Source organism: Curvibacter soli (genome assembly GCF_029211125.1).
GTDB classification, from domain to species: domain Bacteria; phylum Pseudomonadota; class Gammaproteobacteria; order Burkholderiales; family Burkholderiaceae_C; genus Curvibacter_A; species Curvibacter_A soli.
On record NZ_JARGEN010000026.1, the window covers coordinates 92,017 to 109,970 of the forward strand.

Consider the following 17,954-nt stretch of genomic DNA (forward strand, 5'->3'; position numbering starts at 1 on the left):
CTCACAGTGCGACCCCCCGCAGCGGCGCCCCGCACACGTCCTCTTGCGGCAGCGGCTGGCGTGCGGCGCGGCTGGCGCACAGCGTCCAGGTCAACACCACGACCAGGGCCGCGGCCCCGCCCGTGTGCGCCACCGCGGCAATGAGCGGCCAGCCCAGCACCACGTTCGACAATCCGGTGGCGAACTGCCAAAGCGCCAGGCCGCCGAGCCAGCGGGACTGGCGGCGCAGCGCCGGCATGCGGCGCAGCCGCGCGGCCAGCAGCAGCAGGCCCGCGAGCGCGGCATAGGCGCACAGGCGGTGGGCGTAGTGAATGGCGGTGAGGCCCGCGAAACTGATGTGGCTGCCATCCTGCAGCATGCCCAGCGGGCGCCATATCTGGAAGCCCTGGCCGAAGTCCATGACCGGCCACCAGCTCCCCTGGCAGACGGGGAACCCGGTGCAGGCCAGCACCGCGTAGTTGGTGCTGACCCAGCCGCCCAGCAGGATCTGCACCACGACCAGCGCGAACACGCCGCCCGCGAGCCAGCGCAGGCCGGGCGCGATGCCGATGGCAGGCAGACCACGCACTGCCTGCCCGAGCCGCACGGCCTGCGCGCACAGCAGCGCCAGCAGCACCAGGCCGCCCGCGAGATGCAGCGTGACGATGGCGGGAAACAGCTTCATCGTCACCGTCCACGCGCCGAACGCGCCCTGCAGGCAGACCCAGAGCAGGGTGACGGCGGCCCACCAGGGCCGCACGGCGGGGTAGCGCCGCCGCAGCCACCAACTGGCCCCCGCCAGGCCGATGATGAGCACGCCGACGCCCGTGGCCAGGTAGCGGTGCACCATCTCCACCCAGGCCTTGCCGTGGGTCACGGGGCCGGTGGGCATGGCACTCTGCGCGGCGGCGATCTCGGCACGCGCGCCCACCGGGCTCGCGCTGCCGTAACAGCCGGGCCAGTCGGGGCAGCCCAGGCCCGAGTCGGTGAGCCGGGTGAAGGCGCCGAACAGCACGAGGTCGAAAGTCAGCAAGAGCGTCAGCACCGCCAGCGCGCGCAGCCGCTGCAGCCCGGTGGCGCGGCGCTGGCGCAGCCACAGCCAGGCCAGCGGCACCAGTGCCACCAGAATGCCCATGAGCATGAGGCGCACGGCGGGCGAGAAGTCATACAACAGGGAAGGCGCCTCCATCATGGCGGCCCCGCCCTTCCGGCCTGGTCCCAGGCCGAGGATGCGCGCAGCAGGCGCTCCAGGTCGCGCTTGGCCTGCACCGCGCCCTGCGCGTCGATCTGTGGCGGGAAACGCATCATCCAGTGGCCCAGCGGGTCCACCACGTACAGGTGTTCGTCGAGTGCATGGCCTGGCGCGGCCTGCAGCCACTGCGCGAGCGCGGCGGCGTCCACGCGCAGCACGTCGGCCTGTTGCAGCGCTGGCTGCAGCGCGTCGCTCACCGGGCCGTCGCCGGTGACGAGCCACACCCAGTCCACGCGGTCCTTGTCGCGCCCCATGGCTTCGCGCAGCTGGCGCTGCAGGTAGAGGTTGCGCTGGCACAGCGCATTGCACGCGGCGTCGGCCACGCTGAGCAGCAGCCACTGGCCGCCAAGCGCCTGCAGGTTGGTGGCGCGCCCCTGCAAGTCATGCGCGGGCAGGTCGGGCAGGGGCCGCTGCGGCTCGACCAGCGCGCCGAACACACGGCGCCCTTCGGGACGCACCACGTAGTAGGTGAAGTAGGAGGCAATCACCGGCGCGGCGCATACCAGCAGCAGCGCGAGCATCTTCCAGCGCCCGCTGCGCGTGCGCTGCAGGGCCGCCACGTCACCGGGGGCGGGCAGCGCATGCACGGTGAGCCCGAGCGGCTCATCCATGGCGGTTGCGGCGGTAGGGTTGGACAAGTTGGAACCAGACATAGAGTGCTGCAATCAGGGCTGCGAGCCCGAACCATTGGAACGCATAGCCGTAATTGCGGGCGGCGCCTGCATCGGCGCGGGGCCAATCGCGCTGCAAGCCTTCGCTGTCTGCGCCGGTCTGCTGCACCGACACGGCCGTGAGCAGGGGGACATGGATCTGGGCACCATAGGCAGCCAGATCGAGATTCTGCCGGATACGCGAAAACCCCTCGTCCGCAGCGGCGGCACCGAATTCCAGCAGCCGCGCTGGGGCGCCGTCGATGCGACCTTCGATCTGCACCACGCCTGCGGGCGTGTCGACCGGCGCGAGCCGTGTGCGCTGCTCGAAGTCGCGGGCAATCCAGCCGCGCTGCACGGCCACCACGGCCGGCCCCGGCTCCAGCGCCAGGGGCGTCACCACGTAAAAGCCGGGCCTGCCGTGCATCTGCCGGTTGTCCAGGTAGACGGTGGCATCGGCCAGCCAATGGCCCGCGAGAAGAACGCGGCGGTGCAGCAGCGCCACGCCGTCGCCCGCTCCGGCGGCAAGCGCTGCGGCATCGAGCGGCGGCAGCGCTGCGCGCGTCTCCACCGCTGCCTGCAGGGCCTCACGCTGCGCGGCGCGCGAAAGCTGCCACAGCCCGAGCGCCATGGTCGCCGCCACGCACGCCACCGCTGCGAGCGTGATGCGCCAAAAACGCCCCGACGCCTGCGCGGCGCGGGTCACGGGATAATCACCTTCATGAAGTACTTGGTACTGATCGCCTTCGTAGCCATTCTCGGCAGCCTGGCCTCCGCGCTTTTCTTCATGATGCGCGACGGCCGCCGCAGCACGCCCAAAACCAGCAACATGGTGCGCGCACTGGCGCTGCGTGTCGGGTTTTCCATTCTGCTGTTCGTCTGCATTCTCGTGGCCTGGAAGCTGGGCTACATCCAACCCACGGGTATCCCTGCAGGGCGTTGACGCCCCGTTGCTGCGGCAAATACAAAAAAGCGCCTTGCGGCGCTTTTTTGTCCAAGACGGCTTGGCCGGGCCGTCACAGCCAGTACACCAGCGTGTACAGGCCCAGCCACACCACGTCCACGAAGTGCCAATACCAGGCCGCACCCTCGAAGCCAAAATGCTTCTGCGGCGTGAAATGCCCCTTCTGCAGCCGCAGCGTGATGAACAGCAGCATCAGCATGCCCACGAAGACGTGGAAGCCGTGGAAGCCCGTGAGCATGTAGAAGGTCGAACCGTAGATGCCCGACGACAGTTTGAGGTTCAGCTCCGAGTAGGCATGGAAGTATTCGTAGCCCTGCACGCACAGGAAGGTGACGCCCAGCACCACGGTCGCCCACATGAAGGCCACGGCGCGGCTGCGGTGGTCTTCGCGCAGGGCGTGGTGGGCGATGGTCAGCGTCACGCCCGAGGTCAGCAGCAGCGCCGTATTGATGGTGGGCAGCCAGAACGGCGTCATGGTCTGGAACGGCTCGACGATGTCCGCCGGCGAGGCCGTCGCACCGGGCGCGGAACTGGGCCACACGGCCTTGAAATCGGGCCACAGCAGCGCGTTGTCGATGCTGCCAAGCGTAGGCACCGAATGCTGCCGCGCCCACCAGAGCGCGGTGAAGAAGGCGCCGAAGAACATCACCTCCGAGAAGATGAACCATGTCATGCTCCAGCGGTACGACAGGTCGATCTTGTGGCTGTACAGGCCGCCCTGGCTTTCGCGGACCGCGTCGCGAAACCACTGGTACAGCACGGACAGCCACCACACCAGTCCGAGCGCCAGCGCGTACATCCCCCATGCGTGGCCGTTGATCCACTGCCCCGCGCCCAGAATCACGAAGAAAAGGCCCGCCGCCGCCATGACAGGGTGGCGCGACTGCGCCGGCACGAAATAGTAGGGCACCTGCCCGTGGGTGGTGGATGTGCTCATGTTGTCAACTCCTGATGCTCCATGGTTCTCGGTATTTTCTTTACTTCGCCACCACCCAGTGCACCAGCGCGACGAGCGCCAGCACGAACAGCAGCGCGCCAACCAGCCCGGCGACGATGATGTGGATGGGGTTGAGCCGCTCCATGTCGGCCCGGTATTCGCTGTCCTTGCGCAAGCCGATGAACGACCACGCGACGGCACGCAGCGTGCGCCATGGCGAGCCCTTGCGCGCTGCCGCCGGGGTGACGGGCTCGGTGCCGCCGCTCATGAGCCGCTCCGCAGCGCGGGCATGCCGGCCTCGGGCGCCCTGGCCACCGACTCGGGCGCAGGCGGGGTCTTGCCGCCAACCTCGAAGAAGGTATAGGACAGCGTGATCGTGGTCACGTCCCTGGACAATCGGGGGTCGATGACGAAGGCTACGGGCCAGCGCTTCTTTTCGCCCGGATCCAGCGTGTACTGGTTGAAGCAGAAGCATTCGAGCTTGTTGAAATGCGCGGCGGCCTGGGCCGGCGCATAGCTCGGAATGGCCTGCGCGGCCATGCGGCGATCCTGCATGTTCTGGAACTCGTACATCACGGTCGCCAGTTCGCCCGGATGGACTTGCAGCGAGCGCACGGCGGGCGCGAACCGCCATGGCCCGCGCGTATTGGCGTCGAACTCCACCGTGATGGTGCGGCCCATGTCCACCTGCGTATTGCGCACGCTGGCCGCCGCGCGGGCGGCGTTCATGCCGGGCAACTCGCGCTCGGCAATGGCCAGGATGTTGATGCCCGTGACCTCGCAGATGGCCCTGTACAGCGGGATCAGCGCATAGCCGAAAGCGAACATGCCGGCAGCCACCACGGCCAGTTTGGCAACCATTTTGGCGTTTTGGCGGTGCGGGCCCATCGCAAGCGCCTCAGCGGGCCAGGAAAACCATCTTGGCGAGAAAGCCAACGAAGAACACCACAGCCACCGACGCCAGGATCAGCGCCAGGCGCAGGTTGTTCTTCTTTTGCTCGGGTGTCGCGGCCATGGCATCAGCCCAGCACTTTGGTGGCGGTGGCGTCGAGCCTGGGCGGGTTCTCGAAGGTATGAAAGGGCGCTGGCGACGGCACCTCCCATTCGAGCCCCTCGGCGCCTTCCCAGGGTTTCTGCGGCGCGGGCTTACCCTTGCCGCGCATCATGGGCAGCACGATGAAGAGGAAGAAATACACCTGCGCGAAGCCGAAGAAGAACGCGCCCACCGAGGCGATGGCATTGAAGTCGGCGAACTGCATGGGGTAGTCGGCGTAGCGGCGCGGCATGCCGGCCAGCCCCAGGAAGTGCATGGGGAAGAAGGTCACGTTGAAGGCAATGATGGACCACCAGAAATGCAGCTTGCCGCGCGCCTCGCTGTACATCACGCCGGTCCACTTCGGGCCCCAGTAGTACACGCCCGCGAACAGCGCGAACAGCGAGCCCGCCACCAGCACGTAGTGGAAGTGGGCCACCACGTAGTAGGTGTCCTGCAGCTGGATGTCGATCGGCGCCATGGCCAGGATCAGCCCCGTAAAGCCGCCCATGGTGAACACGAAGATGAAGCCCACGGCGAACAGCATGGGCGTCTCGAAGGTCATGGAGCCGCGCCACATGGTGGCGATCCAGTTGAAGATCTTCACCGCCGTGGGCACGGCGATCAGCATGGTGGCGTACATGAAGAACAACTGGCCCGTGACCGGCATGCCGGTGGTGAACATGTGGTGTGCCCACACGATGAAGCTCAGGATGGCGATGCTGGACGTGGCATACACCATGGACGCGTAGCCGAACAGCTTCTTGCGCGCGAAGGCCGGCACGATCTGGCTCACGATGCCGAAGGCCGGCAGGATCATGATGTAGACCTCCGGGTGGCCGAAGAACCAGAAGATGTGCTGGTACATCACCGGGTCACCGCCGCCTGCAGGGTTGAAGAAGCTGGTGCCGAAGTGGCGGTCTGTCAGCGTCATGGTGATGGCGCCGGCCAGCACGGGCATCACGGCGATCAGCAGGTAGGCAGTGATGAGCCATGTCCAGGCGAACATCGGCATCTTCATCAGCGTCATGCCGGGGGCGCGCATGTTGAGGATGGTGACGATGATGTTGATCGAACCCATGATCGACGACGCGCCCATGATGTGCATCGCGAAGATGCCTGCGTCCATCGACGGGCCCATCTGCAGTGTGAGCGGTGCGTAGAGCGTCCAGCCGGCCGCTGGCGCGCCGCCGGGCATGAAAAACGATGCCACGAGCATGATGCCCGCAGGAATCAGCAGCCAGAAGCTGAAGTTGTTCATTCGCGCGAACGCCATGTCGGAGGCGCCGATCTGCAGCGGAATCATCCAGTTCGCGAAGCCCACGAAGGCCGGCATGATGGCGCCGAACACCATGATGAGGCCGTGCATGGTGGTGAGCTGGTTGAACAGTTCGGGGTTGACCAGTTGCAGGCCGGGCTGGAACAGCTCGGCGCGGATCAGCAGCGCCAGCACGCCGCCAATCATCAGCATGGTGAACGAGAACAGCAGGTACAGCGTGCCGATGTCCTTGTGGTTGGTGGCGTACACCCAGCGGCGCCAGCCCGTGGGCCCGTGGTGGCCGTGGGCGTCGTCGTGCGCGTGGCCATCCGCGTGGCCGTGGTTGTCGAGAACTGCACTCATGTTCGGTTCCTCAATGCGATCGATGGCGGCGCGCGTGCGTCACTTGCCGCGCTCGGCGACGATTTCGGCGGGTTGGACGAACTGGCCCGTCTTGTTGGACCAGGAGTTCTTGGTATAGGTCACCACGGCGGCGATGTCGGTGTCCGACAGTTGCGCCCACGAGGGCATGCCCTTGTCGAGCCGACCCTTGAGCACCGTGTCGATCTGCTGCTTGTGGTCGGCATCGAGCACCACGGGCGAGCCGTCGAGCGGCTTGATCGGGCCCGCGCCCTTGCCGTTGGCCTGGTGACAGGCCGCGCAGTTGGCTGCGTAGACCTTCTCGCCACGCTTGACGAGGTCGTCGAGCACCCAGACCTTGCTCGGGTCGTCGAGCTTGGCCGCGGCCTTCTTGTGCTCGACATCGACCCAGGCTGCGTAGTCCTGCGCGGAGAGCACCTTCACGTGGATCGGCATGTAGGCGTGCTCCTTGCCGCACAGCTCGGCACACTGGCCGTAGTAGTCGCCCACCTTCTCGGCACGGAACCAGGTGTCGCGCACGAAGCCGGGAATGGCGTCCTGCTTGATGCCGAAGGCCGGCACCATGAAGGAGTGGATCACGTCGTTGGCTGTGGTGATGACGCGCACTTTCTTGCCCACGGGCACGACGAGCGGGTTGTCCACCTTGAACAGGTAGTTGTCGGGCACGTCGCCCTTGGCACCTGCGTTGGACAGCGCGCGCTGCGAGCTGTCGAGCGTGGAGATGTAGGCCAGCCCCTCGCCCTCGCCCTTGATGTAGTCGTAGCCCCACTTCCACTGGTAGCCCGTCACCTTGACGGTCAGGTCCGCGTTGGTGGTGTCCTTCTGCGCCACCAGCACCTTGGTGGCGGGCAGCGCCATGACGATGACGATGAGGAAGGGGACGATGGTCCAGGCGACCTCCACCGCCACGGACTCATGAAAGCTCGCCGCGGGATGGCCCTTGGACTTGCGATGCTTCCAGATGGAATAGAACATGACCGCGAACACGCCGATGAAGATCGCAGTGCAGATGATGAGCATCATCCAGTGCAGGAAATGCTGCTCCTCGGCGATCTTCGTGGCGGGTGGCGAGAGGTTGAGCTGGCGTACCGCGGGCCCCCCGGGCAAATCGCTCACGGCATGCGCCGCCGTGCCGATCAACGTGCCGGCCAGCAAGGGCAGAACGGCCAGCCTGTTGGAGATGCGCTTCATCGTTTCCACTTGTTGTTTGCCTCTGTCTATTTATGAATCGTAGTCTGCCCCCAGCCTGGCGCACCAGACTGGGATACCCTCAGATGCTGCGCAGCGCCATGCGGATCTCCGAGGCCAGGGCCGGGCGCAGCTCGGGCCGCACATAGCGCCCCACGTCCACCGACCGCCCCCGCGCGGTCAGCCTGATCAGCGAGCGGTCGTCGGCGCGCGGCTCCACGCGCACCCAGGCGCGATCGAGTTCCGCGCGCAGCAGGCGCCCACCCTGCTCCAGTTCGACCACGAGCCGTCCATCATGCAGGTGGATATGCTCGCCGTCCGCAGCGTGTCGGGCATAGGCCAGCAGCGCGGCGCCCACGGCGGCCAGCTCGATGCCCGTGAATCCCAGCACCAGCCTGGCACCCAGATACCAGAACCAGGCGCCGATGGCGAGCGACAGCGCGCACAGCGCCCCATACATCCAGCCGAGCTGGGTCGGCGTGACGGAGCAGTTGCGCTGCAGCCGCCAGTCGACATCGCGGCCGGAGACCTGGGCGAAATGGAATGCGGTATGGGGCACGTGCCAAGCTTTCGGAAGACTGCTGCGCGGGAAAATGCCCTGGGAAGCTGTCCACGGAAATTTTAGCCTACACACAGCAGAGTTTGACAATTCTCAAGGACTTCGCGTTTTACCGCGCCCCTGCCGCAGCGCAGCCTGCATGTCGCCCAGCGAGACGCTGCTCTGCGCGGCCACCTTGATGCGCGGCGCGGGCTTGAAGGCATGGCCGTAGATAACCTCGAACGTCAGCGCCAGCCGCCCGCCGTCCACCGGGTCGGCCAGCCGGTCGCACAGCGCCTGCTCCAGCCGCGCCCGCCAGTGTCGCCCGCGCAGCGCGGGAAAGCGCGCGGGATGCAGGTTGCGGCCCAGTTCGCGCAGCTCCTGCAGTAACCGCGCGGGCGTGTCGAAGGTCAGGCGGATGCGCTCCATGTCCATCACCGGCTCGGCGAAGCCGGCGTGGATCAGCATGTCGCCCCAGTCGTGCATGTCGGTGAACTCATGGCCCGCCGCAGGCCAGCCCAGCGCCGCGTAGAGCGCGCGCAGTTCGCGCACCGTGTCGGGCCCGAGGCAGGAGAACATGAGGAAGCCGTCCACTGCGATGGAGCGGTGCCACTGCGCGATCAGCGCCCGCGGGTCGGCGGCCATGTGCAGCCCCATGTTGGCCCAGAGCATCTGCACGCTGCCCAAGGCGGGCGGCTCCCAGCGCAGGGCGGGCGCCGTCCAGCGCGCGGCATTCCACCAGGGGCGCTCCAGCGCCGCGCGTGCGGCCTGGGCGAGCGGGCCTTCGGGCTCCACCACATGGCACAGCGCCTGCGGGAAGCGCTTGGCCACCAGCGCATGGGCCTGCAGGCCGCCGCGCACGGCACCCCAGTCGCACCAGGCGGCGGGCTGCAGCGTGATCCACTGCAGCCGCTCCTGCATGCGCCGCCCCACCTCCTCGTGCAGCCAGGGCGACAGCGGCGGCGCGGCGTGCGCCCAGCGCGCGGCGGCGGCGGAGTCGATGGTCGGAGGGCGCTCTTCAGTCATGGCGGGGCGTGTGAGTATATTGAGCCGATGTTTCGCCGCGCTCTCGCAGGGATATCGTCGCGCATCGCCAGCCAGTGCGCGTTTTGCCACGCCTGGCCGGCCCGGCCCGTGTGCGGGGCCTGCGTGGCGCGCTTCGCGCAGCCCATTGCACGCTGCCGCACCTGCGCCCTGCCCTTGCCGGCGGCATCCGTGACAGACAGTGCCGCGCAATGCGGCGCCTGCCTGCGCCACGCGCCGCCGCTCGATGCCTGCGTGGCGGCGGTGGACTACGCCTACCCGTGGTCGGACGCGATCACCCGCTTCAAGTTCGAAGGCGACACCGGTTGGGCTCGCCCGCTGGCCGATCTGCTGCGCCACACACCCTGGGCCGAGCCCGCGCTGGACGCGGCAGACCTCGTGCTGCCCATGCCGCTCGCGGATGCGCGCCTGCGCGAGCGCGGCTTCAACCAGGCACTGCTGCTGGCCCGGCACCTGGCGCCCGGCAAGACGCACGGCGGCCTGCTGCTGCGCCTGCGCGCCACGCCGCCGCAGGCCCGGCTGACACGCGCGGAGCGCCTGCGCAGCGTGCAGGGCGCGTTCATGGCCGACCCGCTGCATGCCGCACTGCTGCAGGGCAAAGGCGTGCTGCTCGTGGACGACGTGATGACCAGCGGCGCATCGCTTTTCGCCGCCGCACAAGCATTGCGCACGGCGGGCGCGCGCTCGGTGGCGGCGCTCGTCGTGGCGCGCACGCCCGAGCCGGGCTGACGCCGCCGCGACAATACGCACATGTTCCACATCGTCCTGGTCGAGCCTGAAATCCCGCCCAACACCGGCAATGTGATCCGCCTGGCCGCCAACACCGGCTGCACGCTGCACCTGGTGGAGCCGCTGGGGTTCTCGATGGAAGACCGGCTCATGCGCCGCGCGGGGCTGGACTACCACGAGTACGCCACCGTGCTGCGCCATGCCGGCTGGGACGCCTTCATGCACGCCGCGCGGCCCGACCCGGAACGCATCTTCGCCATGACCACGCATGGCGCGCAGCCCATGCACGCGGCGCGGTTCATGCCCGGCGACTGGCTGGTGTTCGGCTCGGAAACGCGCGGGCTGGCGCCGGCACTGCGCGACGCATTACCAGCGCGCCAGCGCCTGCGCCTGCCGATGCGCGCGGGCCAGCGCAGCCTGAACCTGTCGAACGCCGTGGCGGTGACGGTGTTCGAGGCCTGGCGCCAGAACGGCTTCGCGGGCAGCGCGGACCGCCTGGCGCCAACGTCCTGACACGGCTCACGCGTCAAGCCACGCGCAGATGCCCTCCCACTGGGCCAGATCCCTCCCCACGCGCCCAGGCGCCACGTCGAACAGCGACAGCCCGTGCGCGGCCAGATGGATGTAGTTCTGCGTGTGGCGCAGGTAGCCCAGCACCGGCAGGCCCAGCTTGTCCACGAAGCCGTGCAGTTGCTCGGCGGCGATGGTGCGCGCGTCCACACGCATGCCGATGATGCCCACCTGCAGCCGGTCGGCGTGGCGGTATTCGGCCAGCTCGTCGAGGAAGGGCTTGGTGGCGAAGATGTCGAACACGCTCGGCTGCAGCGGCACGATGACCTTGTCGGCGATCTTGAGCACGTCCTTGAAGCGCCAGCCATGCAGGCCCGCGGGGGTGTCGATCACCGCGTGCGTGGTGCCGTTGGGCGGACGGGCAATCAGTTCCGAGCCGATGTTCCAGGTGGCAATGGGCCGCGCCGCCGGGGGCCGCAGCTCCAGCCACAGGCGCGAGGACTGCTGGCGGTCCGCGTCGCCGAGCATCACGGCATGGCCCTGACTGGCATAGTAGCCCGCGATGTTCGTGGCCAGCGTCGACTTGCCGACGCCTCCCTTGGGATTCGCAACCACAACAACCGGCATGACAACCTCCTCGGCTTGTGAACGTGGCCGTATGGTAGCGGCTGCGTCCGATTACCTTGAAACGGCAGCTGGATGCGCCCGCCGGTGCCGTGATCGGGGTGCCAGGCAAGGCTGAGCGCTGCGGCTCCAATAGCACCTGCGCCCTGCAAGGGAGACGACGCGGCGGGCTGGTGCCCGCAAGGAGGAGCAACGCCGCATGGCGCGCCGAGCGCGGTGCTGGCAGGTGCATAGCGCTCTCACCTGCGAGGTGAACGCCACCGAAGCCATCAACGCTTGATCCTAAATCCGGCAGTTGAACCAACCGAAAAACTGAAGAAACCCAATATCCATGCGGGTTTCCAAAGACTTCAAGTGACTGCAGAGCAGTTCCAAATGGGTGAGTCTGGAAAGCATGGAAACTCAATGCGTGACAGGCACTTGCTCGAATTTTGGGGATTCAACTGCCGGAAATAGGTTGATTTCATGCGGCTTGGCAAGGGATGCAAAGCGGTCAACTGCCGTTTCAAGGTTACATACAAAAAAAGCTGCCAGCGCTTGATATACAAGCGCTGGCAGCTATCTTTTTGGTAGTAAGTGCGGCGCAGCGGAATCAGTCCACGCTGGCGCCAGACTCCTTCACCACCTTGCCCCACTTGGCGGTTTCAGCCCGAATGAAGGCGGCGAACTGCTCGGGCGTCTCCACCACCGGGTCGGCGCCCTGCTCGCTGAGCTTCTTCATCACTTCGGGGTTGTTCAGAACCTTGAACAGCGCCGCGTCGATCTTGGCGATGACCTCGGGCGGCGTCTTGGCCGGGGCCAGCAAGCCGAACCACGAAGTGGCCTCGTAGCCGGGCACGAACTCACCGATGGCCGGCACGTCGGGCAGCTCGGGCGAGCGCTTGGCCGTGGTCACGGCGATGGGGCGCAGCTTGCCCGAGCGCACGTGCTGGATGGAAGACGGCATGTTGTCGAACATGATGGCGATCTGGTTGCCCAGCAGGTCCGTCACGGCGGGCGCGCTGCCCTTGTAGGGCACGTGCTGCATGGCTACGCCCGTCATCGACTTGAACAGCTCGCCCGAGAGGTGGATCGAGCTGCCGTTGCCCGCGGAACCGAAGTTGATCTTGCCCGGGTTGGCCTTGGCGTACGCGATCAGCTCGGGCACGGTCTTGAACGGCTGCTGCGGGTTGGCGACCAGCAGGTTGGGCACGTTGGCCACGCGCGAGATCGGCGCGAAGTCCTTGATCGGGTCGAACGGCATCTTCTTGTAGAGCGACTGGTTGATGGCGTGCGTGCCCACCGTGCCCATGAAGAGGGTGTAGCCGTCGGGTGCAGCGCGCGCCACCAACTGGCCGCCGATGTTGCCGCCCGCGCCCGCGCGGTTGTCCACCACCACCTGCTGGCCGAGTTCGGGGCCGAGGTACTGGCCGACGACGCGTGCGAGGATGTCGGTGGTGCCGCCGGCCGCGAACGGCACGACGATGGTGATGACCTTGTTGGGATAGGCGCCCTGGGCCTGGGCCGGCACGGCACTGCCCAGCGCGAGCGTGGCGGCGAGGGCAGCCAGACCGAATGCGCGGCGCGGCAGTTGGGGACGGGAAGCAGACATGGAAGAACCTCCTGAATCAAATAGTGCCGCCGAAGCGCACTCGGGTTGCGGCAGGCCGCCTTGAGGGCAGCCCGCCAGGAAAAACGGTAGAGAAAGAGGGGCCGGAAATCAGACCGGCGCCACGCCCAGCGTGGTGCCGCCGCACACGTAGAGCACCTGGCCCGTGACGAAGCCGTTCTCGGGCGCGAGGAAGAACAGCGCGGCGCGCGCCACGTCTTCCGGCGTGCCCATGCGTCCCACGGCGATGCTCTTGAGGATGCGCTCGGTCTGCGGCGCGCCCTCGGGGTTGCTCTGGCGGAACAGCTCGGTGGCGATGGGCCCCGGGCCGAGGGCGTTGACGGTGATGCCATCGCGCCCCAGCTCCATGGCCAGCGTGCGCGTCATGCCGATCATGCCGGCCTTGGTGGCCGAGTAGACGATGCGCTCGGGCTTGCCCAGCGCGGCACGCGACGACATGTTGACGATGCGCCCCTGCCTGCAGGCGCGCAGGCTCGGCAGGAACGCCTGCGTGAGCAGCAGCACGGCGCGCAGGTGCAGGCCGACCACGTCGTCCAACTGCTGCGTGGTGGCCGTGTCGATGGTGCCGGGGCGCGTGGCGCCCGCGTTGTTGACGAGCGCGGTGACGTTGAAGCGCGCGGCGATGTCGGCGGCGCGCTGGCGCGTCTCGTCCTCCTTCGTCAGGTCGGCCTGGAACGAAGCGAGCTTCGGGTGCTCCCACTGCGGCGCAGCATAGTCGAGGTTGACCACGGTGCGCCCCTGCCCGAGCAGCGCCTCGGCGATGGCACGGCCGATGCCGGAACTGGCGCCGGAGACGACGGTGGCTGCGGGTAGCTGGGACATGGCGGGTTTCACACCTTCTCGAAGATGACGGCAATGCCCTGCCCCACGCCGATGCACATGGTCGCCAGCGCATAGCGCCCGCCCGTGCGGTGCAGGCGGCTGACCGCCGTGGTGGCGAGCCGCGCGCCGCTGGCGCCCAGCGGGTGGCCGAGCGCGATGGCGCCGCCCCAGGCGTTGACGCGCGGGTCGTCGTCGGCCACGCCCAGTTGACGCAGCACAGCCAGCCCTTGCGCAGCGAAGGCTTCGTTGAGTTCGATCACGTCGATCTGGTCGAGCGTCAGGCCGGTCTGCGCCAGCACCTTCTGCGTCGCGGGCGCGGGGCCGATGCCCATGATGCGCGGCGCCACGCCGGCGGTGGCCATGCCGACCACGCGGGCCTTGGGCGTCAGACCACTCTTCCTGGCCGTGGCCTCGTCGGCCAGCAGCAGCGCGCAGGCGCCATCGTTCACACCGCTGGCGTTGCCCGCCGTCACCGTGCCGCCGGGGCGCACCACGGGCTTGAGCTTGGAGAGCGCCTCCAGGCTGGTTTCGCGCGGGTGCTCATCCTTGTCCACGACCAGCGCGTCGCCCTTCTTCTGCGGCACGGAGACGGGCGTGATCTCGGCGGCCAGGTGGCCAGCCTTTTGCGCCGCCACGGCGCGCAACTGCGAAGCCAGCGCCATCTTGTCCTGGTCTTCGCGGTTGATCTTGTAGTCGTCGGCCACGTTCTCCGCCGTCTCGGGCATGGAATCGACGCCATACTTTTCCTTCATGCGCTTGTTGACGAAGCGCCAGCCGATGGTGGTGTCGTAGACCGCGTTGGTGCGGCTGAAGGCGCTCTCGGCCTTGGGCATGACGAAGGGCGCGCGGCTCATGCTCTCCACGCCGCCGGCAATCATCAGGCCAGCCTCGCCGGCCTTGATGGCGCGCGCCGCCGTTCCCACGGCGTCGAGCCCCGAGCCGCAGAGGCGGTTGATGGTGGCGCCCGACAGCGACACCGGCAGACCCGCGAGCAGCAGCGCCATGCGGGCGACGTTGCGGTTATCCTCGCCGGCCTGGTTGGCGCAGCCGTAGAGCACGTCGGTCACGGCCTCCCAATCGACCTCGGGATTGCGCGCCACCAACGCCTTCAGCGGCACGGCGCCCAGGTCGTCGGTGCGCACGGTGGAGAGCGCGCCGCCATAGCGCCCGAAGGGCGTGCGGATGGCGTCGCAGATGAAGGCTTGGGTGCTCATGGCGGTTTCCTTGTCTCGAAGTGGAAGTGGAAGTGGAAAATGATGCAGGCGCGGATCAGGCGGCGATGGGCAGGCCGACGAGCTTTTCCAGCTCGCCGTGTGACAGGCCCTCGACCTTGTCGATGAGCCTCAGCCCCTCGGGCCCGCAGGCGAAGGTGGCCAGGTCGGTGAAGATGCGCTTCACGCAGGCCAGCCCCGTGAGCGGGTAGGTGCATTCGCGCACGATCTTGCTCTCGCCCTTCTTGGTCAGCAGGTCCATCATCACCCAGGTCTGCTTGGCACCGATGGCGAGATCCATCGCGCCGCCCACGGCGGGGATGGCGCCGGGCTCGCCCGTGCTCCAGTTGGCGAGGTCGCCGCACACCGACACCTGGAACGCGCCGAGCACGCAGATGTCGAGGTGGCCGCCGCGCATCATCGCGAAGCTGTCGGCGTGGTGGAAATAGCTGCCGCCCGGCAGCAGGGTGATGGGCTGCTTGCCGGCGTTGATGAGGTCGTAGTCCGCCGCGCCTTCAGCGGGTGCCGGGCCCATGCCGAGGATGCCATTCTCGCTGTGCAGCACCACTTCGATGCCGGCGGGAATGTGGTTGGCCACGAGGGTCGGCTGGCCGATGCCGAGGTTGACGACAGAGCCGTCGCGAATGTCCTGCGCCACGCGCTTGGCGAGTTCGTCTTTGCTTCTTTTTTGATAGCTACTCACGCTTTTATCTCCTGCGCCAGAGGCCAATTTCATGCAGATTTCTTGAAACCGCCGGCCTGGGTTTTCACGCGCTCGACCAGCACCACCCTGTGCACGAAGATGCCGGGCGTGACGATGGCCTCGGGGTCGAGTTCGCCCAGCGCCTTGATCTCGTGTACGGTAGCGATGGTCTGCTTGGCGGCCATGGCCATCACGGGGCCGAAGTTGCGCGCGGCCATGCGGTAGGTCAGGTTGCCCCAGCGGTCGCCGGCCTCGGCCTTGATGAGCGCCACGTCGCCGTGGATGGGGTACTCCAGCACGTACTGCCTGCCGTCGATCTCGCGCGTCTCCTTGCTGGATCCGTCTGCGTTGCGGGCCAGCTCGGTGCCGAACGCCGTGGGGCAGAAGAAGGCACCGATGCCCGCGCCCGCAGCGCGCATCCGCTCGGCCAGGTTGCCCTGCGGCACGAGTTCCAGCTCGATCCTTCCGCTGCGGTACAGGTCGTCGAACACCCAGCTATCGACCTGACGCGGGAAGCTGCAGATGATCTTGCGCACGCGGCCTGTCTTGAGCAGCGCGGCCAGGCCGACGTCGCCATTGCCGGCGTTGTTGTTGACGACGGTGAGGTCCTTCGCGCCCTGCTCGATCAGGCCCGCGATCAGCTCGCCGGGATTGCCCGAGGTGCCGAAGCCGCCGATCAGCACGGTGGCGCCGTCGCGCACATCGGCCAGCGCCTCGGCTACCGAGGCCACGATTTTGTCGATCATGGAATGCGTCTCCTGCCGCTGGCCGTATCGGTTCGCCAGATGGTGTCGTCTTTTGTTCGCGTACAGAACAAATGTTCATATAATGAATTCTACCGTCTTCTGTCCTCTTATAGGTAACCCATGGAGACTGACAACCGTGACGGAACAACCGCCCCCCAAACCCGGCGACAGCTACGTGCAGTCCTTCGCACGCGGGCTGGAGGTGATCCGCAGCTTCAGTACCGAAAGCGCGGCGCAGACGCTCAGCGAAGTGGCCGCGCGCAGCGGTCTCACGCGCGCCGGGGCGCGGCGCATCCTGCTCACGCTGCTGACGCTGGGCTACGTGGAGAGCGATGGCAAGCTGTTCCGCCTCACCCCGCGCATCCTCGACCTGGGCTTCGCCTACCTGTCGTCGATGCCGATCTGGAACCTGGCCGAGCCGGCGATGGAAGCGCTGGTCGAGGATGTGAAGGAATCATGCTCCGCCGCGGTGCTAGACGGCACCGACATCGTCTACGTGCTGCGCGTGCACACGCACAAGATCATGTCGATCAACCTCGGCGTGGGCTCGCGCCTGCCGGCCTGCTGCACCTCGCTGGGCCGCGTGCTGCTGTCAGGCCTGCCGGACGCCGAGGTCCGCACGCGGCTGCGGGCCTCGCGCCGCGAAGCGCTCACGCGCCACACCGTGACGGACGAGAATGCGCTGTTCCAGCGCGTGCAGCAGGCGCGCGAGCAGGGCTGGAGCCTGATCGACCAGGAACTGGAGGAGGGGCTGATCTCCATCGCCGTGCCCCTGCGCGGGCGCGACGGCCGCGTGGTGGCGGCGCTCAACATCAGCGGCCAGGCCAACCGCACCAGTGTGGGGGAGATGCAGACGCGGTTCCTGCCCCGGCTGCAGCAGGCGGCGCAGGCCGTCTCGCGCATGCTGGCCAGCCAGCGCAGGTAGCGCGCAGACCGGCTTCAGTATTCCTGGGCGGTGGGGCGGAAAAAATCTCGTTGATGTCCACGTCATCCGTCTGGCCGATCGCGAACGCGACCATGCTTGCGAACGCATCCGCAGAGATGGCGATCTTTTACATGTTCCTGGCGGCCTGCCCGATGTCGGGTTCGGTGATGCTGTCGGCAAGCCCCGTCGCCACGGCTCCCGGCGAGATGATCCGTGCGGATGCCGTAGGGCTTCACTTCCTGCCGCAGCCCTTCGGACAGGACCCGCACCGCGTGCCTGGTGGCCGAGTAGACGGCGCTGCCCTGCCGCACCTTGTGTGTGGCCCGCGACCGACGCGACGTTGATGAAGTGGCCCGCCCTCTGCCGCTGCATGAAGGGCAATGCCGCCGCGATGCCGTTGAACACGCCCTTGATGTTGACGTCGATCATCCGGCTCCAGTCGTCGACCTTCAGCCGCTCGAGCGGCGATTTCGGCATGAGCCCAGCATTGCCGAGCATCACGTCGATGCGCCCGAACCGGTCGCCAGCTGCGCCGACGAGCGCCTGGACATCCTCGCGCCGGGTCACGTCGGTCGCCAGCGCAAGCGCCTCGCCGCCCTCCTCTGACAACTCCCGCGCCAGCCCATCGATGCGTTCCTTGCGGCGTGCGCCGATGACCAGCTTGGCGCCTTGTGCGACGAGCAGCCGCGCGGACGCCTCGCCCAAGGCCGCTGCTCACGCCGGCTATCACGATGACCTTGCCTGCTATGCCGTTTACTGCTTCCATTCCAACGTCCATGCAGAGCTGGTGCCCCGTGGCCGGTGACCGATGGTTTTAGCGCCAAGCATGCGCGTCTGTCGCTCCGGCGTCC

At 67.6% G+C, this 17,954-nt stretch carries 21 protein-coding genes and 1 pseudogene; 4 read left to right on the top strand and 18 right to left on the bottom strand.

What is annotated here, in order from left to right:
• Position 1: 1 nt before the first annotated feature.
• Genes PY257_RS06375 through PY257_RS06385 form a run of 3 tightly spaced genes read right to left on the bottom strand, consistent with a single transcriptional unit; the run spans position 2 to position 2,587 of the window.
• Positions 2-1,168 carry a COX15/CtaA family protein gene (locus tag PY257_RS06375; RefSeq protein WP_275740217.1) on the bottom strand — a complete coding sequence of 389 codons (1,167 nt, stop codon included), beginning with the start codon at positions 1,166-1,168 and terminating at the stop codon, positions 2-4.
• A complete protein-coding gene (locus PY257_RS06380) occupies positions 1,168-1,884 on the bottom strand; it encodes a hypothetical protein (protein WP_275740046.1) in 717 nt (238 codons plus the stop codon). Before PY257_RS06380 ends, PY257_RS06375 begins: the two co-directional genes overlap by 1 nt.
• A complete protein-coding gene (locus tag PY257_RS06385; RefSeq protein ID WP_275740048.1) occupies positions 1,835-2,587 on the bottom strand; it encodes an SURF1 family protein in 753 nt (250 codons plus the stop codon). The genes PY257_RS06380 and PY257_RS06385 overlap by 50 nt, the downstream gene beginning before the upstream one ends.
• Before the next feature lie 15 nt (positions 2,588-2,602).
• Between PY257_RS06385 and PY257_RS06390 the strand changes: the two genes are divergently transcribed.
• Entirely contained in the window at positions 2,603-2,824 is a 222-nt protein-coding gene (locus tag PY257_RS06390) for a twin transmembrane helix small protein (RefSeq protein WP_275740050.1), read from the top strand.
• Between the two features lie 73 nt (positions 2,825-2,897).
• Here the strand turns inward: PY257_RS06390 and PY257_RS06395 are convergent, their stop codons facing one another.
• The 8 genes from PY257_RS06395 to PY257_RS06430 all read right to left on the bottom strand — a co-directional run bounded on the left by PY257_RS06395 (position 2,898) and on the right by PY257_RS06430 (position 9,206).
• Positions 2,898-3,782 (bottom strand): cytochrome c oxidase subunit 3, encoded by an 885-nt coding sequence (locus PY257_RS06395; RefSeq protein ID WP_275740052.1) that lies wholly within the window; start codon positions 3,780-3,782, stop codon positions 2,898-2,900.
• A 40-nt stretch (positions 3,783-3,822) separates the two neighbouring features.
• Complete coding sequence (locus PY257_RS06400; protein ID WP_275740054.1) at positions 3,823-4,050, bottom strand: DUF2970 domain-containing protein; 228 nt, start codon at positions 4,048-4,050, stop codon at positions 3,823-3,825.
• The gene (locus PY257_RS06405) at positions 4,047-4,670 is read right to left on the bottom strand and encodes a cytochrome c oxidase assembly protein (protein WP_275740057.1); all 624 of its coding nucleotides are present in this window, start codon (positions 4,668-4,670) and stop codon (positions 4,047-4,049) included. Before PY257_RS06405 ends, PY257_RS06400 begins: the two co-directional genes overlap by 4 nt.
• A 10-nt stretch (positions 4,671-4,680) precedes the next feature.
• Positions 4,681-4,797: a cytochrome oxidase small assembly protein gene (locus PY257_RS06410; RefSeq protein WP_275740059.1), complete on the bottom strand. Its 117-nt coding sequence runs from the start codon at positions 4,795-4,797 to the stop codon at positions 4,681-4,683.
• A 4-nt stretch (positions 4,798-4,801) separates the two neighbouring features.
• On the bottom strand, positions 4,802-6,436 hold the full coding sequence (ctaD, locus tag PY257_RS06415) for a cytochrome c oxidase subunit I (protein ID WP_275740061.1): 1,635 nt from the start codon (positions 6,434-6,436) through the stop codon (positions 4,802-4,804).
• 39 nt (positions 6,437-6,475) lie between these two features.
• Positions 6,476-7,645: a cytochrome c oxidase subunit II gene (gene coxB / locus PY257_RS06420; RefSeq protein WP_275740063.1), complete on the bottom strand. Its 1,170-nt coding sequence runs from the start codon at positions 7,643-7,645 to the stop codon at positions 6,476-6,478.
• A 79-nt stretch (positions 7,646-7,724) separates the two neighbouring features.
• Positions 7,725-8,201 carry a DUF2244 domain-containing protein gene (locus PY257_RS06425; RefSeq protein WP_275740065.1) on the bottom strand — a complete coding sequence of 159 codons (477 nt, stop codon included), beginning with the start codon at positions 8,199-8,201 and terminating at the stop codon, positions 7,725-7,727.
• Between the two features lie 93 nt (positions 8,202-8,294).
• Complete coding sequence (locus PY257_RS06430; protein WP_275740067.1) at positions 8,295-9,206, bottom strand: class I SAM-dependent methyltransferase; 912 nt, start codon at positions 9,204-9,206, stop codon at positions 8,295-8,297.
• A 27-nt stretch (positions 9,207-9,233) separates the two neighbouring features.
• Here PY257_RS06430 and PY257_RS06435 point away from each other — a divergent pair, with 27 nt between their 5' ends.
• Together PY257_RS06435 and PY257_RS06440 are read left to right on the top strand one after the other, a co-directional pair.
• Positions 9,234-9,953: a ComF family protein gene (locus PY257_RS06435; RefSeq protein WP_275740069.1), complete on the top strand. Its 720-nt coding sequence runs from the start codon at positions 9,234-9,236 to the stop codon at positions 9,951-9,953.
• A 21-nt stretch (positions 9,954-9,974) separates the two neighbouring features.
• Positions 9,975-10,466, top strand: coding sequence for a tRNA (cytidine(34)-2'-O)-methyltransferase (locus PY257_RS06440; RefSeq protein ID WP_275740070.1), 492 nt, complete (start codon positions 9,975-9,977; stop codon positions 10,464-10,466).
• A 6-nt stretch (positions 10,467-10,472) separates the two neighbouring features.
• On the opposite strand, the gene PY257_RS06445 is transcribed toward PY257_RS06440, so the two are convergent.
• The 6 genes from PY257_RS06445 to PY257_RS06470 all read right to left on the bottom strand — a co-directional run bounded on the left by PY257_RS06445 (position 10,473) and on the right by PY257_RS06470 (position 16,178).
• The gene (locus tag PY257_RS06445; RefSeq protein WP_275740072.1) at positions 10,473-11,090 is read right to left on the bottom strand and encodes a ParA family protein; all 618 of its coding nucleotides are present in this window, start codon (positions 11,088-11,090) and stop codon (positions 10,473-10,475) included.
• A 589-nt stretch (positions 11,091-11,679) separates the two neighbouring features.
• The gene (locus PY257_RS06450) at positions 11,680-12,678 is read right to left on the bottom strand and encodes a Bug family tripartite tricarboxylate transporter substrate binding protein (RefSeq protein ID WP_275740074.1); all 999 of its coding nucleotides are present in this window, start codon (positions 12,676-12,678) and stop codon (positions 11,680-11,682) included.
• 108 nt (positions 12,679-12,786) lie between these two features.
• Positions 12,787-13,518, bottom strand: coding sequence for an SDR family NAD(P)-dependent oxidoreductase (locus tag PY257_RS06455; RefSeq protein ID WP_275740076.1), 732 nt, complete (start codon positions 13,516-13,518; stop codon positions 12,787-12,789).
• Between the two features lie 8 nt (positions 13,519-13,526).
• The gene (pcaF, locus tag PY257_RS06460; RefSeq protein WP_275740078.1) at positions 13,527-14,732 is read right to left on the bottom strand and encodes a 3-oxoadipyl-CoA thiolase; all 1,206 of its coding nucleotides are present in this window, start codon (positions 14,730-14,732) and stop codon (positions 13,527-13,529) included.
• Between the two features lie 55 nt (positions 14,733-14,787).
• Complete coding sequence (locus tag PY257_RS06465; protein ID WP_275740080.1) at positions 14,788-15,432, bottom strand: 3-oxoacid CoA-transferase subunit B; 645 nt, start codon at positions 15,430-15,432, stop codon at positions 14,788-14,790.
• 29 nt (positions 15,433-15,461) lie between these two features.
• Complete coding sequence (locus PY257_RS06470) at positions 15,462-16,178, bottom strand: 3-oxoacid CoA-transferase subunit A (RefSeq protein ID WP_275740082.1); 717 nt, start codon at positions 16,176-16,178, stop codon at positions 15,462-15,464.
• A gap of 82 nt (positions 16,179-16,260) precedes the next feature.
• Here PY257_RS06470 and PY257_RS06475 point away from each other — a divergent pair, with 82 nt between their 5' ends.
• Positions 16,261-17,103, top strand: coding sequence for an IclR family transcriptional regulator domain-containing protein (locus PY257_RS06475; RefSeq protein ID WP_419095665.1), 843 nt, complete (start codon positions 16,261-16,263; stop codon positions 17,101-17,103).
• Between the two features lie 14 nt (positions 17,104-17,117).
• Here the strand turns inward: PY257_RS06475 and PY257_RS06480 are convergent.
• Positions 17,118-17,869 (bottom strand): annotated as a pseudogene (locus PY257_RS06480) (SDR family oxidoreductase).
• Positions 17,870-17,954: the final 85 nt, after the last annotated feature.